The 15,798-nt window shown below is 75.8% G+C and carries 12 protein-coding genes, 1 pseudogene and 1 riboswitch; of the genes and pseudogenes, 4 read left to right on the top strand and 9 right to left on the bottom strand.

What is annotated here, in order from left to right:
* Nucleotides 1–30: 30 nt before the first annotated feature.
* Together ACGFI2_RS28125 and ACGFI2_RS28120 are read right to left on the bottom strand one after the other, a co-directional pair.
* Nucleotides 31–1,167: an alcohol dehydrogenase catalytic domain-containing protein gene (locus ACGFI2_RS28125; RefSeq protein WP_393522477.1), complete on the bottom strand. Its 1,137-nt coding sequence runs from the start codon at nucleotides 1,165–1,167 to the stop codon at nucleotides 31–33.
* Entirely contained in the window at nucleotides 1,164–1,586 is a 423-nt protein-coding gene (locus ACGFI2_RS28120; protein ID WP_393522475.1) for a hypothetical protein, read from the bottom strand. The genes ACGFI2_RS28125 and ACGFI2_RS28120 overlap by 4 nt, the downstream gene beginning before the upstream one ends.
* A gap of 163 nt (nucleotides 1,587–1,749) precedes the next feature.
* Between ACGFI2_RS28120 and ACGFI2_RS28115 the strand changes: the two genes are divergently transcribed.
* Nucleotides 1,750–4,533, top strand: coding sequence for a LuxR C-terminal-related transcriptional regulator (locus ACGFI2_RS28115; RefSeq protein ID WP_393522472.1), 2,784 nt, complete (start codon nucleotides 1,750–1,752; stop codon nucleotides 4,531–4,533).
* Between the two features lie 9 nt (nucleotides 4,534–4,542).
* On the opposite strand, the gene ACGFI2_RS28110 is transcribed toward ACGFI2_RS28115, so the two are convergent.
* Complete coding sequence (locus ACGFI2_RS28110) at nucleotides 4,543–5,094, bottom strand: DsbA family protein (protein ID WP_393522469.1); 552 nt, start codon at nucleotides 5,092–5,094, stop codon at nucleotides 4,543–4,545.
* 163 nt (nucleotides 5,095–5,257) lie between these two features.
* A pseudogene (locus ACGFI2_RS28105) lies at nucleotides 5,258–5,701 on the bottom strand (BON domain-containing protein); the annotation flags it as partial.
* 248 nt (nucleotides 5,702–5,949) lie between these two features.
* On the opposite strand from ACGFI2_RS28105, the gene ACGFI2_RS28100 reads away from it, so the two are divergent.
* On the top strand, nucleotides 5,950–8,700 hold the full coding sequence (locus tag ACGFI2_RS28100) for a cellulose binding domain-containing protein (protein ID WP_393522467.1): 2,751 nt from the start codon (nucleotides 5,950–5,952) through the stop codon (nucleotides 8,698–8,700).
* Between the two features lie 213 nt (nucleotides 8,701–8,913).
* On the opposite strand, the gene ACGFI2_RS28095 is transcribed toward ACGFI2_RS28100, so the two are convergent.
* On the bottom strand, nucleotides 8,914–9,318 hold the full coding sequence (locus tag ACGFI2_RS28095) for a hypothetical protein (RefSeq protein ID WP_393522464.1): 405 nt from the start codon (nucleotides 9,316–9,318) through the stop codon (nucleotides 8,914–8,916).
* Between the two features lie 430 nt (nucleotides 9,319–9,748).
* Here ACGFI2_RS28095 and ACGFI2_RS28090 point away from each other — a divergent pair, with 430 nt between their 5' ends.
* Nucleotides 9,749–10,108 (top strand): STAS domain-containing protein, encoded by a 360-nt coding sequence (locus ACGFI2_RS28090; protein ID WP_393522461.1) that lies wholly within the window; start codon nucleotides 9,749–9,751, stop codon nucleotides 10,106–10,108.
* 140 nt (nucleotides 10,109–10,248) lie between these two features.
* A complete protein-coding gene (locus ACGFI2_RS28085; RefSeq protein ID WP_393522459.1) occupies nucleotides 10,249–10,701 on the top strand; it encodes an SRPBCC family protein in 453 nt (150 codons plus the stop codon).
* 9 nt (nucleotides 10,702–10,710) lie between these two features.
* Here the strand turns inward: ACGFI2_RS28085 and ACGFI2_RS28080 are convergent, their stop codons facing one another.
* The 4 genes from ACGFI2_RS28080 to ACGFI2_RS28065 form a co-directional block, all read right to left on the bottom strand.
* Nucleotides 10,711–11,187 carry a hypothetical protein gene (locus ACGFI2_RS28080; RefSeq protein WP_393522456.1) on the bottom strand — a complete coding sequence of 159 codons (477 nt, stop codon included), beginning with the start codon at nucleotides 11,185–11,187 and terminating at the stop codon, nucleotides 10,711–10,713.
* Between the two features lie 79 nt (nucleotides 11,188–11,266).
* The gene (locus tag ACGFI2_RS28075) at nucleotides 11,267–12,370 is read right to left on the bottom strand and encodes a coiled-coil domain-containing protein (protein ID WP_393522454.1); all 1,104 of its coding nucleotides are present in this window, start codon (nucleotides 12,368–12,370) and stop codon (nucleotides 11,267–11,269) included.
* Nucleotides 12,371–12,374: 4 nt separating this feature from the next.
* A riboswitch (cyclic di-AMP (ydaO/yuaA leader) is annotated at nucleotides 12,375–12,505 on the bottom strand.
* Between the two features lie 144 nt (nucleotides 12,506–12,649).
* Entirely contained in the window at nucleotides 12,650–13,564 is a 915-nt protein-coding gene (locus ACGFI2_RS28070; protein WP_393522451.1) for a cation diffusion facilitator family transporter, read from the bottom strand.
* A gap of 76 nt (nucleotides 13,565–13,640) precedes the next feature.
* Nucleotides 13,641–15,758 carry a HelD family protein gene (locus ACGFI2_RS28065; RefSeq protein WP_393522449.1) on the bottom strand — a complete coding sequence of 706 codons (2,118 nt, stop codon included), beginning with the start codon at nucleotides 15,756–15,758 and terminating at the stop codon, nucleotides 13,641–13,643.
* Nucleotides 15,759–15,798: the final 40 nt, after the last annotated feature.

Here is a 15,798-nt window from a genome sequence, read left to right as displayed (position 1 = left end):
GCCGAGTGTGCCATCCCGCGCCGGCCGGGATCACGGCGTGAAGACCGCCCGTACGCAGCCGTCCGTCCGGTCCCGGAACAGCGCGTACCCGTCGGCGCCCCGGTCCAGCGGCAGCCGGTGGGTGGCGAGGTGCTCGGTGACCAGCTCGCCCCGGGCCATCCGGTCCAGCAGCCCGGGGATGGCGCCCGGCCCGGCCCGGCTGCCGCCGCGTACGGCCAGGCCCTTGTCCGTCACCGCGCCGAGCGGGAACCGGTCCACGAACGCCGTCCCGCCGCCGAGCGCCACCACCGTGCCGCCCTTGCGGCAGGCGTGCACCGCCTCGCGCAGCGCCGCCCCGCCGTCCGGTCCGCCGGTCGGCCACCGCGCCGGCCCGGGTGGCGGGCCGGCCGCGTCCACGCACACGTCCGGCCCCCGGCCGCCGCTGCGCTCACGCAGCTCGGCGAGGACGTCCACGGACCGGTGGTCGAGCGGTTCGGCGCCGGTGTGCCGGGCGGCCATCCGCAGCCGGTCGTCGTGCTCGTCCACCACGATCACCCGGGCCGCGCCGCGGGCCACCGCCGCCGCGGCGGTGAGCTGGCCGACCGCGCCCGCGCCCCAGACCGCCACCACGTCACCCGGGACGACCCCGCCCAGCTCGACCCCGTGCCAGCCGGCCGGGGCGGCGTCCGCGGCGAAGACCGCCCGGTCGTCGTCGACCTCGTCCGGCACGGCGAACGCGCCCACGTCGGCGTACGGGACGCGGACGAACTCGGCGTGGCCGCCGGCGAAGCCGCCGAGGCGGGCCGGCCACCCGTAGCACCCGGCGGCGGGCTGTCCCCACTCCGGCTCGGCCGCCACCTGAGCGGTGCCGTTGTCACAGCAGGCCAGCAGGCCCTGCCGGCAGAACCAGCAGGCCCCGCAGGCGACCGTCGCGCCGACCACCACCCGGTCGGTGACCCGGTGCCGACGCACCTCCGGTCCGACCTCCACCACCTCGCCGAGGAACTCGTGCCCGAGCACCTCGCCGGCGGCCGCCTCGGGCACCCGTCCGGCCAGCAGCGGCAGGTCGCCGCCGCAGGTCACGCTGCGCCGCACCCGGACGATCATGTCGTGGGCGTTGCGCAGCTCCGGGTCGGGGACGTGGCGCACCGCCAGCCGGCCGGGGCCCTCCCAGCACAGCGCCCTCACCCCGCCACCCCCGGGCGGTCCGGCGGCGAGCGGTCCGCCCGCAGCACCTCGCCGGTCTCCAGGAGCTGGCGGGTCTCCCGGAGCACCTGCCGCAGAAACCGGCCGGGGTCGTCGCCGACCAGGTGCGCGGCGAGCCCGGGCAGCGCCGGCGTCCCGCCCAGCGGGCGTACCGCCAGCTCGGTGCCGCGCCCGCCGGGGGCCGGGCGCGCCCAGACCTCGACCGCGCCGGCGAGCCGGCGCAGCGGCTCGGGCCACCGGCCGGCCGGGAGCACCTGCTCGGGCCGCCCGGTCACGGTCACCACCTGCCAGCGCGCCGGGCGTGGGTCGGCCCCGGCCGGTGGCGTCCGGCGGCGGGCCAGGGCCCGTACGCCGCCGGCGGCCCGGGCGAACGCGTCGACCAGCCGTCCTGTCCCAGCCACCCTGCCCTCCTGCGGATCGCGGGTCACCGGGCGGCCGGCGGTGCGCGGCCGGCCGCCCGCGTAGCCCCAGTGTGGCGGCGGCCCGGGTGACGCCGGCTCGCCCCGAAGGGGTGAACCGGCGCGGTCCGGGTAACCGCCCCCCGCACCGACGGGGGGAGGACGCATGTCGCAGGAGGCCGACCGGGTCCGGCTCGCCGGCACGCCGACCGCCGCGGGCGAGCCGGCGGCCGGGACGCCCGCCACGGTGGCCGGCAGGCCGCTGCTCGCGTCCCGGTTGACGCCGCCCGCGCCGCCCGGGCCGACGGTGCTCCGCCCCCGGCTGGTGGACCGGCTGGAGCGCGGCACGGCCGGACCGGTCACCCTGCTCCTCGCCCCGGCCGGCTGGGGCAAGACGGCCCTGCTGTCCGGTTGGGCGCGGTCGGAGCGGCCCGGCCCGACGCCGGTCTGGGTGACCGTGGCGGACGGCGACACCACCGGCCGGCTCTGGGCGTACCTGGCCGCGGCGCTGCGCACCGCCGTCGCCGGGGACCCGGACGAGGGACCGCCGCCACCGGCGCCGGCCGGCCCGCCCCGGCCGGAGCAGCTCGAGGCGCTCGCCGCCGCGCTCGCCGCCCGGGAGCGCCCGGTGCTGCTGGTCCTGGACGACCTGCACCGGGTGACCGACCCGGCGGCGCTGGCCGGGCTGGAGTTCCTGCTCCGCCACGGCGACGGACGGCTGCGGCTGGTGGCCGGCGCGCGGCGGGAACCGCCGCTGGCCCTGCACCGGTGGCGGTTGGCCGGCGAGCTGACCGTGCTCGGCCCGGACGAGCTGGCGTTCACCGACGACGAGGCGGCCGCCCTGCTGGTCGCGCACGGCGTGCCGGTGCCGGCCGAGGCGGTGCCCCGGCTCGTCGAGCGCACCGCGGGCTGGCCGGCCGGGCTGCGCTTCGCCGCGCTGGCGCTGGCCGCCGGCACCGACCCGGCGCGCGCCGTGGACCAGGTCGCCGGCGACCAGCCGGACATCGCGGCGTACCTGCGGGACGAGGTGCTCGCGGCCCTGGACCCGGCGGCCCGCGACGTGCTGCGTCGCGGCGCGGTGGCGGTCGCGGTCTGCGCCGACCTGGCTGCCGCGCTGACCGGCCGGCCCGACGCCGGACGCCTGCTGGCCGAGGCGGCCCGGGAGGGCGGCTTCGTCCAGCAGGACGGGGGCAGTCCGCCCTGGTACCGGCCGCACCCGCTGCTGGCCGACCTGCTCCGCGCCGAGCTGGGCCGGCTCCCCGCCGACGAGCTGCGCGAGCTGCACCGGCGGGCGGCCGCCTGGTTCGCCGCGCACGACCGGCCGGCCGAGGCGCTGCGGCACGCGCTGACCGCAGGTGAGTGGGACGACGCCACCGAGTTGCTGATCACCCGCTGGCCGGAGCTGGCCCCCGACGAGCCGGCCCGGGCCGCCGCGCCCGCCCCACCCGAGCCGCCGGCGGAGGCGGTGTGTCGGGACCCCGAGCTGGCGCTGGCCGCGGCCGCCGAGCGGGCGTACGCCGGGGACCCGGCCGCCGCGGACGCGCGGCTTCGACGGGCGCTCGGGCACGCGGCGGACCTGCCGGCGCCGCGTCGCGACCGGTTCCACCGGCTGGCCACCGCGGTCGAGCTGAGCCTGGCCCGGCTCACCGCGGACCACGAGGAGGTACGCCGGACCGCCGACCGCCTGCTCGCCACCGTCGCCGAGCCGCCCTCCCGGCTCGCCGCCTCCGAAGCCGCACCCGCCGGGGCAGCGACCTCCGCGGGCGACCCGTGGGGCGGGAGTGCCGACGAGGACGACGTGCGGGCGGTGGCCGGGGCCGCGCAGGGGCTGGTCGCGCTCGCCGAGGGGGAGCTGTCGGTGGCGGGCGAGCGGTTCTCCGCGGCGCTCGCGGCGGCGCGCCGGGCCGGCCGGCCGCGTACCGAGCTGCTCTGCGCCAGCCGGTCGGCGGTGCTGGCGGCGGCCCGGGGCGCGCTGCGGGCCGCCGAGGAGCACGCCCGGGAGGCGCTGTCGATGCCCCCCTGCCGGGGCTGGTCGTCCCGGCTGGACTGCGGCTACGCGTACCTGGCGTTGGCGTTGGCGCACTGGCAGCGGGACCGCCCGGCCGAGGCCGCCGCCCACCTGGCGCTCGCCGGGCCGGCCGGCGCGGAACCGGGCGGGGCGGCTCTGGTGGCGCTCTGCCGGGCCGGGCTGCTGGCCGACGGCGGCGACCGGGCGGTGGCCCTGCGCACGCTCGCCGCGGCCCGGGCGGCGGCGCCCGGCCCGGAGCTGGGCGGGTGGCTCACCGCCGGCGAGGCGCAGCTCCGCGCCGAGGTCGGCGACCTGGCCGGTGGCCGCGCGCTGCTCGACGCGGCGGGCGGTGACCCGCCCGACCCGGCGCTGGCGCTGGCGTCCGCCCGGCTGTGGCTGGCCGCCGGTGACGCCCGCGCGGCGCAGCGGGCGCTGCCCGACTGGACCGGGGCCGGCGCGCCGTGCTGGCCGCTGCCGGTACGGCTGGGCGCCGGGTTGCTGGACGCGGCGCTGGCCGGGGTGGCCGGGGACGGCCGGCGGGCCGGGCGGATGCTGGAGGAGGTGCTGGCGCTGGCCGAGCCGGAAGGCTGCCGGCGGGTGTTCACCCGGGCCGAGCCGGGGCTGCGCGACCTGCTGGCCACGCACCTGGACTCCGGCACGGCCCACTGGGCCACGGTGGACGACCTGCTCCGCGGCGTCGACGCGTCCCGGGTCGGCCGGGCGCCGGACCTGCCGGCGCGGGCGCTGGACGAGCCGCTCACCGAGCGGGAGCTGACCATCCTGCGCTACCTGCAGAGCATCCTGTCCAACGTGGAGATCGCCGCCGAGCTGTCGCTGTCGGTCAACACGGTCAAGACGCACGTGCGCAACATCTACCGCAAGCTCGACGCCACCCGCCGGCGGGAGGCGGTCCGGCGGGCGCGCGAGCTGCGGTTGATCTGACCGGGCGGGTCAGTCGCCGGCGGCGGCGTCCACCATGGCCAGCAGCTCGGCGAGGTCGTAGCCGCCGTCGTGGCGGATGTCGTTGACGAACAGCGTCGGGGTGCCGGTGACCCCGCTGCGGATCCCGCCCACGAAGTCCTGCCGGACCCGGTCGGCGTGGGCCTGCCGCCCCACCTCGGCGTCGACCTCGTCGGGCGGCAGTCCGACCTGCTCCACGCCGAGCGACAGGTGCACCGGGTCGAGCTGGTCCTGGTGCTCGTAGAGCCAGTCGTGCATCTCCCAGAACCGGCCCCGCGCGCCGGCCGCCTCGGCGGCCTCCGCCGCGCTCTCCGCGTACGGGTGGACGTTGGTGATCGGGAAGTGGCGGTACGCCAGCCGCACCACGTCGGCCCGCTGGCGCAGCACCTCGGCCAGGTTCGGGTAGGCGGCGCCGCAGAACCGGCACTGGAAGTCGCCGTACTCGACGACGGTGACCGGGGCGTCGGCCGGCCCGCGCACGTGGTCCCGGTCGGTGACCGGGACCCGCAGCCGGGCGGTGGTGACCTGCAACGGGGTGGTCATCGGGCGTCCGCCTCCCGTCCGTCCGGCGACGCCGGCAGGGTGAACCCGGCCGCGGCCTGCCCCGGCGTGCTCAGCCCGTTCGGATCACTCATGCCGCCCATCCTGGCCCGCGCCCGGGTGAGCCCGGCTCACCCGGGCCGGGTGGTTCGTGGGCTCACCCCGCCCGTACCGCGATCCCGTTGCGCAGCCCGCACACGCCGGCGAGTTGGGCGACGGAGCGCTCGGCGGCCCGCCGCTGGTACTCCCACTCGACCTCGCCGTGCAGTGTGACCCAGCCGTCGGCGACCGTCACGTGCAGCGCCCCGACCGGGACGAACGCGTCCCACTCCAGGGCCCGCACGGCCGCGACGGCGAGCGCCGGGTCGTCCCGCCCGGGCGCGGCGGCGATCCGGACGGCGAGGTCGTCGGCGACCGCGCGCACCCGGGCGACCCGGTGCGCCGCCTGCTCGGCGGCCCACTTCCCGGCGTAGCCGTCCACCTGGCCGGTCAGCGTCACCACGCCGTCGGTGACGGTCACGCCGACCTCGTCGAGGCCCGCCCGGGTCAGCTCGTCGCGCACGGCGGACCGGATCTCCCGGTCGGTACGCGTGGTCGTCTCGGTGGCCATCCGGCTTCTCCTCCCGGTCGGTCGGCGGCGCGGTCGCGCAAGCCCGATCCTGCGCGCCGGCGGGGTGAACCGTCCTCACCCGGAACGGATGACGTGGGAGCGCTTCCATGAGCCGGCCGGTCGGCGTACGCTGAGGGTCCCTCGGCTGCGGGAGCCAGCATGCCGACGGGGAGCCTGGGCCGCTCCCCGACGACGCACCACCCCCTGCTCCCGTTCCCCCACCTGGGCAACCGAGAGGACCCGCCCCCATGCGCAGAAGTCTCGCCGGTCTGGCCGCCGTCGCGTTGGCCGCCACGGCGGCGGCCGTCGTCGTGCCGCTCGTCACCACCGGCGTGGCTCCGGCCGTCGCCGCGGCCGCGGAGCCGTACACCTGGAAGAACGTCCGGATCGACGGCGGCGGCTTCGTGCCCGGCATCGTCTTCAACCCCACCGAGAAGAACCTGATCTACGCGCGGACCGACATCGGCGGGGCGTACCGCTGGGAGCAGGCCACCGGGTCGTGGACGCCGCTGCTGGACTGGGTCGGCGCGGACCGGTGGGGCTGGAACGGGGTGGTCAGCCTCGCCACCGACCCGGTGCAGACCAACCGGGTGTACGCGGCGGCCGGCATGTACACCAACGACTGGGATCCGAACCACGGGGCGATCCTGCGCTCGACCGACAAGGGCGCCACCTGGCAGGCCACCGAGCTGCCGTTCAAGAACGGCGGCAACATGCCCGGCCGGGGCATGGGGGAGCGGCTGGCGGTCGACCCGAACCGCAACAGCGTCCTCTACTACGGCGCCGAGGGCGGCAACGGCCTGTGGCGCAGCACCGACTACGGGGTCACCTGGGCCAAGGTCGCCAACTTCCCGAACGTGGGCAACTATCGGGCCGACCCGAACGACAGCACCGGCTACCAGAGCCAGAACCAGGGTCTGACCTGGGTGAGCTTCGACAAGAGCACCGGTACGGCCGGCGCCGCCACGAAGACGATCTACGTCGGCGTGGCGGACAAGCAGAACCCGGTCTACCGCAGCACCGACGCCGGCGCGACCTGGGAGCGGATCCCCGGCCAGCCGACCGGCTACCTGGCGCACAAGGGCGTGGTGGACCCGGTCGGCGGCTTCCTCTACATCGCCACCAGCGACACCGGCGGCCCGTACGACGGCGGCAAGGGCGACGTGTGGAAGTTCAACCGGGCGACCGGCGCCTGGACGCAGATCAGCCCGGTCCCGTCGTCCAGTGGGGACGCCTACTTCGGCTACTCCGGCCTGACCATCGACCGCCAGCACCCGAACACGCTCATGGTCGCCACCCAGATCTCCTGGTGGCCGGACGCGATCTTCTGGCGCAGCACCGACGGGGGCGCGACCTGGACCCGGATCTGGGACTTCACCAGCTATCCGAACCGGAGCAAGAAGTACGCCATGGACGTCAGCTCGGTGCCGTGGCTGACGTTCGGCGCCAACCCGGCACCGCCGGAGGAGACCCCGAAGCTGGGCTGGATGAACGAGTCGCTGGAGATCGACCCGTTCAACAGCGACCGGATGATGTACGGCACCGGCGCGACGATCTACGGCACCACCGGCCTGACGAAGTGGGACACCGGTGGCACCTTCACCATCACGCCGATGGTGAAGGGGCTGGAGGAGACCGCCGTGCTCGACCTGATCAGCCCGCCGTCGGGCGCACCGCTGGTCAGTGGGCTCGGCGACATCGGCGGCTTCCGCCACACCGACCTCGGCGCGGTGCCGCCGATGATGTTCACCCAGCCGGTCTTCACCAGCACCACCAGCCTCGACTACGCGGAGACCAAGCCGGCGGTGATGGTCCGGGCCGGTAACTTCACCGACTCCGACCGGCCCAACGACAGCCACGTGGCCTTCTCCACCGACGGCGGCGCGAACTGGTTCCAGGGCACCGAACCCGGCGGGATCAACAACGGCGGCACGGTGGCCGCGTCCGCCGACGGCAGCCAGTTCGTCTGGTCGCCCGGTGACGCCGGGCAGCAGGTCGTCCGCTCGGTCGGCTTCGGCAACTCGTGGACCGCCGCCACCGGCATCCCGGCCAACGCCACGGTCGAGTCCGACCGGGTCAACCCGAACAGGTTCTACGGCGTCAGCGCCGGGAAGTTCTACGTCAGCACCAACGGCGGGGCGGCGTTCACCGCCACCGCGGCGACCGGCCTGCCCACCACCGGCGTCAAGTTCAAGGCGCTACCCGGCGTCGAGGGTGACGTCTGGCTGGCCGGCGAGGGTGGCCTCTGGCACTCCACCAACTCCGGCACGAGCTTCACGAAGGTGACCGGCGTGTCGTCGGCGGTGAACGTCGGCTTCGGCAAGGCGGCGCCCGGGAGGACGTATCCGGCGTTGTTCACCGTCGGCACGGTCGACGGCACGGCCGGCGTGTACCGCTCCGACGACGCCGGCACGACCTGGGTGCGGATCAACGACGACACGCACCAGTACGGCAACGCGGGCGAGGCGCTCACCGGTGACCCGCGCGTCTACGGCCGGGTCTACCTGGGCACCAACGGCCGGGGCATCCTGGTGGCGGACCGGCTCGGCGGCACGCCGACGCCGACCCCGACCTCGGCGAGTCCCACGCCGACCTCGCCGAGCCCGACGCCGACGCCCACGCCGACCTCGCCGAGCCCGAGGCCGACGCCCACGCCGACCTCGCCGAGCCCCACGCCGACCCCGTCGTCGACCGGGCGCGGCTGCGCGGCCACCTACGCGGTGACGAACACCTGGCCGGGCGGTTTCCAGGCCGAGGTGACGGTGCGCAATCCGGGCACCGCGCCGATCGCGGGGTGGACACTGACCTGGACCTTCCCGGACGGGCAGCGGATCGCCCAGCTGTGGAGCGGGTCGTACACCCAGACCGGTTCGGCCGTGACGGTGACGGACGCCGGCTGGAACGGCAACCTCGGCGTCGGCGGGTCGACCACGGTCGGCTTCACCGGGACCGCGACCGGCGGCAACCGCGCGCCGACCGTCTCCTGCACCGCCCGCTGACCGGTCGGCCCGGAGGACTGGTGCGGTCTGGCGCGATGTACCGCTGAGTCATGATCATGCCGCTGGGGTATATCGCTCGCGACCGACCTCTCCGGGCGAGCGTCCGGGGGCGAACCGCAACGTGGCGGTGGGCGGGGCGGGGGGCCGCGCCCCCCCCGGGGGGGGGGGGGGGGCGCCCCCCCGCCCACCGCTCGTCGTGCGAGGTGTGTGGGGTCAGCCGTCCAGGCCGGCCGGCGAGTTCGGCCGGTCGACGTCCACGAACTCGATCTCGTCGGCGCTGCGCTCCCGGCTGCCGGCGGCGCGGGCGGCGGTGCCGGCGGCCCAGCCGATGGCGGCGCCGGCCAGGGCCGCCGCGATCAGCAGCGTCCAGGGCAGCGCGGGGCGGCGACCGGCGAGCGCGTCGAAGGCGAGGCCGGCCCGTCGGCGCGCCTCGTCGGCGGCGGAGCCGACCAGGTCGGTGGCGTCGTCGGCCAGCCCGGAGGAGCTGCGGCGGGCCGTACGGGTGACGTCGCGCACGCTGTCACCGGCGGAGCCGACCGCGGAGAGCAGCTGCTGCCACGCCTGGTCCGCGACCCGCTCGGGCTTGCTGCGGCGGTCCATCAGGCTGGATCCGAACATCGTTCTACCTCCTCGGGTGCCGAAGCCCGGCGGCCACTTCGGACTCCGGTGTTCATCCGGCGCGTCACGGTTCACTCCTGGTGGGCAGTGCCCCACCCACCCTCGTCCCAAACCCCACCCTCGCCCGGGGTGATCAGGGTAGGAACCGACAAATCACCCGAACGCGCCGAAGGGTGGGTGTTCCCAGTGGCGTGCGCGGGCCCGCTACCCTGGGTCGGCGGATCGGTCGGCCCGGCTCGGTCGTTCGGCTGGTCGCGGTCCGCGTCGAAGGGGAAATCGGAACCCGGAGGTCTGGATTGGGCTCGCCCAGGTGTGCCCAGTCCGCGAATTGCTCATCCCGGGGGGTGGCGACCGGGGCCGTTGGAGGAATACTCTCGGTCGCGGCCCGCGTACTGATGAGGCGCCCGTTGGGGCGAGTGGAGGTGCTCGCGTGAGCCTGTCGATCGTGAAGTCGTTGCGTCCGGGTGGTGTCGTGCAGATCGCTCCCCGAGGGGAGATCGACGTCGACACCGCGTACGAGGTCCGGGAAGCAATCGCCGAGGTGCTCGCCAAGGGACGCCCCGCCCGGATCGAGCTGAACATGCGGCTCGTCACGTTCATCGACTCGGTCGGCATCAGCGCCATGGTGGCCGGCTTCCAGACCTGTGAGGTCAGCGGCGTCAAGCTCGTGGTCACCGAGCCGAGCCGGTTCGTGCACCGGCAGCTCTGGGTGACCGGCCTGCTCGGCCTCTTCGGCGCGCCCGAGCCCTGGTTCGCCGACGACATCCCCGAGGTGCTCCCGGGCGCCTGAGGCGCGCGACCGCCGCCGAGCGTGGAGACCGGCGCCTGAGCGCCACCTCGGCCTCGCCGACCGGGGGACCTTCGACCCGTTGCCAGCCCGGCCCCGGTACGGGACGATCGTCCGGACCCACGACGGCGAGGGGGACCGGTTTGCAGAGCAGCGACAGCTTCAGCTACACCGTGCAGGCCCGGTGTCGCCGGGCGGACGCGGTAGCCCTGCTCGGCGACCTGAGCCGGCAGGGCGAGCTGCATCCGTTGATCGTGCGGGTCCGCCGGCTGCCGCCCCGGCCGGGCGCGCTGGCCAGCTACGCGATCACCGATCGGCTGGAGCTCGGTCCGCTGCACTTCCCGGTGACCTACCAGGCGGACGTGCTGATCGCCAACGAGGACGAGGTGGTCACCGTCGCCCGGCAGCAGCCGGCGACGACGGTGCGCAACCACACCCGGCTGCGCGACGAGCCCGACGGCGTGGTGCGGATCGACGTGGAGATCACCCTCACCGCGCCGGCGCCGCTGTTCGGCTACGCGTTCCGCCAGGCCCGGGCGGCCCACCTGGGCCTCGCCGCCCGCCTCGGCGCGACCCTGGAGGGTCGGCCGGCCTGACTCGGCGGGTCAGCCGGGCCGGCCCCGCCGCATTCGCCCCCACGGCTTGTACGTGGACAGCACGGTGGCGATCAGCAGGAGCGTGGTGGAGACGGCCGGCGGCACCACCAGGTCGACCCGCAGGTGCGCGTCGGCGGCCCCGGCGAGCGCGCCGAGGTGCCGGATCCGGGGGGTGAGCAGGAGCAGCACCAGACCGAGCATGACGGTGGTGAGCGCGAACTTCACCAGCACCCAGCGCCAGCGCAGCAGGCCCCACGGGGTGAGCAGCGCGCTCACGGTCCCGACCAGCCAGACCGCCACGCTCAGCGGCGCGAACAGCCAGGTGACCAGCAGCGCCGCCGCCGGGTAGACCACCTCGGGGTTGGCCCCGCGCAGCCCGGCCACGCCGAGCGCGAGCAGCGTCAGGTCGGTGCCGAGCCAGCCCAGCGAGGTGGTCAGGTGCGCGGTGAGCAGCGCCTTGCGGCCGGCGGGGGAGAGTCGTCTCATGCCCCGATCGTCGGCCGTCGCGCGGCCCGGGTCGTGGGCCGCGCGACGACATCCGGCGTACGTCGTGGGGCGTAGGGACTCAGTAGACCGACAGGTGCACGTGGTTGGTGTGGTCGCTGGACGGGTCGCCGTTGCCGCCGCTGTACGACTTCCAGCCGCTGCTGGGCAGCCAGATCCGCTTGAACCAGATCACGTAGAGCACGGCGAGCGGGTCGGCGTTGCGGATGAGGTAGGCCGACAGGTTGTTGCCGTACGTCTTGTCGCCGCCGCTGGCGACGCCGCCGAAGCCGTCCTTCTGCGCCGCGAAGTCGCAGGCCCGCCCCTTCGGGTGCTCGCCCGAGCCGCTGGGGCGGTGGCACGAGACGTACCGGGTGAAGCCGGCCGCCTTGGCCTGTTGCAACGCGTGCAGGGTGCGCGGGGTGATGCAGCCGCTGGCCGGCGTCGGGTCGTTGACGCTGCACGACTCCGCCGGCCACGAGCCGTCGGAGTTGCGCTTGGCCGGCTTCGCGTTCGCCGTGGACGTGCCCCCAGGGCTGCCGCCGCCGTCGCTGCTGCGGCTGCTGCCGCTGTCGGCGGCCGGCCGCCGGTTGGCGACCTCCAGTGCCCGCTCGGCCTGGTCCTTGCGCTTGGCCATCAGCGTGACCTGCTTGCGCTGTTCGCGGATCTCGCCGTCGAGCGCGGCGCGGGTGCGGATCGCCTCGTCCCGGGTCGTGATCAGGTCGCGCAGCGTCCGGTCCTCGTGCGCGGCGACCGTCTCCAGGGCCGCGGCCCGGTCCATGAAGCCTTCCGGGCTACGGCTGGCGAGCAGCGCGGCGGCGGTGCCCATCCGGCCGGTGCGGTACGCCACCTGGGCGATCTCGCCGACCTTGGCGTCGCGCTCGGCCAGCTCCACGTCGATCGTCCCGAGCCGGTCGTTGAGCTGCTTCTGCCGGGTAACCGAGTGGTTCAGCGCGGCCTTGGCGTCCAGCCAGCCCTTGCTGGCCGCGTCGAGCTGCTCGCGCAGCGTCGGGGTGCCGCCCTCGTCGTCGTCGCCGGGTGCGGCGGCGAGCAGGCCGGTCGGGTAGGTCGACCGCGCCGCCGAGGCGGGGGAGGCCGGCACGGTCGCGACGCCGAGGGCCAGCGTCGCGACGAGCAGGGCCGCCAACCGGGCGGCCGTCCGTCGTACAGGTGCCACTGTGGGCATTCAGGTGTCCTTCCGTCAGCCGCCGACCGGGTTAGCTGACGGGTTCGGGACGGAAGATCCCTACCGCTGACGCGGATGCACCCCACGTGCGTGGTTCCCCGGCTCGCCCTGCGGGCGATTAGGCGCCGGCCGCGCCCACGGGCGCCGGAGTGGCGCCCGGGGTGTGGCCGCGACCGAGCCTACCGGCGCTGCCCGGAGCCGGCTCCGCCGACCGGAGCCAGTTACCGGGCAAAACCGGCATATGCCAACAATAACCACACTGATTTAAGTCTGTCCTAATTACCACTCGCTCGGGCCGCAGGCCCCGGCTGACGCTCCGGGTTCGATCTGCAACGTGGCGTGGTCGATCGAGAAGTCCTCGTGCAGGGCGGCCCGGGCGGCGGCCAGCACGGTGGCGACCTCGGCGCCCGCGTCGACGGCCAGGTGCGCCGAGGCCACGTCCATGCCCGAGGTGAGCGTCCAGACGTGCAGGTCGTGCACCTCGGCCACGCCTGGCACGGCGGCCAGCCGGTCGTGCACCGCGGTCACCTGGAGGTGCTCCGGCGCGGCCTGCACCAGGATGCGCACCGCGGCCCGACCGAGCCGCCAGGTGCGCGGCAGGATGAACAGGCCGATCGCCACGGCGACCAGCGGGTCGGCCCACCACCAGTCGGTGCCGGCGATGACCAGCGCGGCGCCGATCACGCCCAGCGAGCCGAGCAGGTCGCCGAGCACCTCCAGGTACGCCCCGCGCAGGTTGATGCTCTCCTGCGCGCCGGCTCGCAGCAGCGCGAACGCGGCGATGTTGGCGAGCAGGCCGAGCGCGGCGACCACGAGCATCGGCCCGGCGAGCACCTCCGGCGGCTCGCCGAACCGGCGTACCGCCTCGATCAGGACGTAGATCGCGACGGCGCCGAGCAGCACCGCGTTGGCCAGCGCCGCGAGCACCTCGAGCCGGTAGAGCCCGAACGTGCGCTGCGGGTCGGTGCGGGCACGCCGGGTGGCGCTGATCGCCGCGAGCGCCATGCCGATGCCGAGCACGTCGGTGAACATGTGCCCGGCGTCGGAGAGCAGGGCGAGCGAGCCGGTCGTGAAGGCGGCCACCGCCTCGACCAGCATCAGCACGGTGAGCAGCGCGAAGGCGGCCCAGAGCCGCCCCCGGTGGCGGTGTGCCGCGTTGGCCACCGCCCCGCTGTGGTCATGACCTGCGCCCACGCACACACCCTCCGCCCCGTGCCTCGGCCGGAACCAATCTATGCTCACATCGCTATGTGTGCAAGTGAGCGTCTGGTCACGCCACCGGGTCGAGCGTGGTCAGGCGCTGGGTGGCCCGGGAGAGCGCCACGTAGAGCGTCCGGACCCCGGAGCCGGGATCGGCCCGGATCTCGCCCGGCGCGACCAGCACCACGCCGTCGTACTCCATGCCCTTGGCCTGCAGGCTGTTCACCACCTGGAGCCGGCCGGCGCCGATCCCGCCCAGCCAGCCGGCCACCTCGTCCCGGCGCGGCACCGGCGTGATCACGCCGACCGTGCCCTCCACCTCGGCCAGCAGCGCCCGGGCCGCCTCGACCGTGGCCGCGGGCAGCTCGGCCGCGGCCACGGTGCGCTGGACCGGCGGCACGCCGGTGGACCGCACCGCGTCCGGCAGCGCCAGATCCGGGTACAGCCGGCGGATCTCCGCCGCCGCCACGGCGAAGATCTCCGCCGAGTTGCGGTAGTTGGTGGTCAGCTCGTAGCGATGCCGGCGACGCTGCCCCAACGCCTGGTCCCGGGCCCGGTCCAGCTCCTGCGGATCGCCGGTCCAGGCGGTCTGCGCCGGATCGCCGACCACCGTCCAGGACGCCAGCCGGCCACGCCGCCCGACCATCCGCCACTGCATCGGCGAGACGTCCTGCGACTCGTCCACCACCACGTGGGCGTAGTCGCGGTAGTCCGCCGGACGCTCCCGGGCGGCGGCCCGCGCGGCGCGCTGCCGATCGGCGTACGTGCTCAGCTCGCGCACGCCGCCGGCGAGCTGGTACGGGTCCCGCTTCGGCCGCGCCCGCCGCACCGGCGTGCCGAGCAACGCGTCCAGCTCGTCCAGCAGGGCGATGTCGGCGACGGTCAGCCCGTCCGTGTCCAGCGTCCGGTACGCGTCGGTGAGCAGCCGGATCTCGGCCGAGGAGAGGACCCCGCCGGCGTACCGGCGCAGCCGCTCCGGCCGCGCCAACCAGCCCAGCACGTGGCGTGGGTGCAGCCGGGGCCACCAGGCCTTGAGGAACTCGCGGAACTCCGGCCGCTCGATGATCTCGTCCTCGAACGCGGGCTGCTCCGGCAGCCGGCCCACTCGCAGCGTGCGGGCCTGCGCGTAGAGCGCGGCGAGCACCGCGTCGAACGCCGCCCGGCGCACCTCGTTGCGGCGCGCGCCCCGGGCCAGCGTCCGGTCCCGCACCGTGTCCAGCGCCGGGCGGTCCAGCCGCAGCAGCTCGCCGCGGTAGAGCAGGCGCAGCTCCGCCGGGGAGTCCGGCACCGCGTCCCGGGCCGCGCGCTCCAGCACCCGGCGCATCCGCAGCGAACCCTTCACCGCCGCCACCTCCGACGGATCCGTCCGGGTCGCGGACAGGCCCGGGAAGAGGGAACCGAGCGAGTGCAGGGTGGCGGTCTCCTCGCCGAGCGAGGGCAGCACCGACGCGATGTACTCGACGAACACGCCGGACGGCCCGACCACCAGGATGCCGCCGCCGGCGTAGCGGGACCGATCGGAGTAGAGCAGGTACGCAGCCCGGTGCAGCGCCACCGCCGTCTTGCCGGTGCCGGGCCCGCCGGAGACGATCGTGACGCCGCTGCCGGGCGACCGGATCGCCTCGTCCTGCTCCCGCTGGATGGTGGCCACGATGTCGCGCATGCCCCGGCCGGTGGCCCGGGACAGCGTGGCCAGCAGCGCGCCGTCACCGACCACGGCCATGTCCGGCGGGGCGGCCTCCGGGTCCAGCAGGTCGTCCTCGATCCGGGTGACCTTCTCGGCGGTGGACTGGATCGTGCGCCGGCGCACCACGCCGCGCGGCTCGGCCGGTGTGGCCTGGTAGAACGCGGCGGCGGCCGGCGCCCGCCAGTCCACCACGAGCGTCTCGGCGTCGTCGGCGCGCACGCCGAGCCGGCCCACGTGCAGCACCTGCCCGGTACGCAGGTCCAGCCGGCCGAAGACCAGCCCCTCGTGTTCGGCGTCCAGCGCGTGCCGGCGCTGCGCGGCGTGGAAGACCATCGCGTCCCGCTCGACAAGCGCGCCGAAGGTGCCGACCCGGGCCAACTGGTAGCCCTCCCGCTCGGCGTCGGCCGCCGACCGGCGCAGTTCGGCCAGCCGGGCGTACACCCGGTCGAGGTGCCGCTGCTCGGCGGCGATCTCCCGGTCCAGCGTGGTCTGGTCGGTCAACGCGGTGCTCCTGTGGTCGGACGGCACGACGGGCTGAATG

It is taken from the genome of Micromonospora sp. NPDC049282, from assembly GCF_043197045.1.
Lineage (GTDB): Bacteria > Actinomycetota > Actinomycetes > Mycobacteriales > Micromonosporaceae > Micromonospora.
Note: the sequence above shows the minus strand (reverse complement) of the source record. Positions and strands in the feature narration are given on the sequence as shown.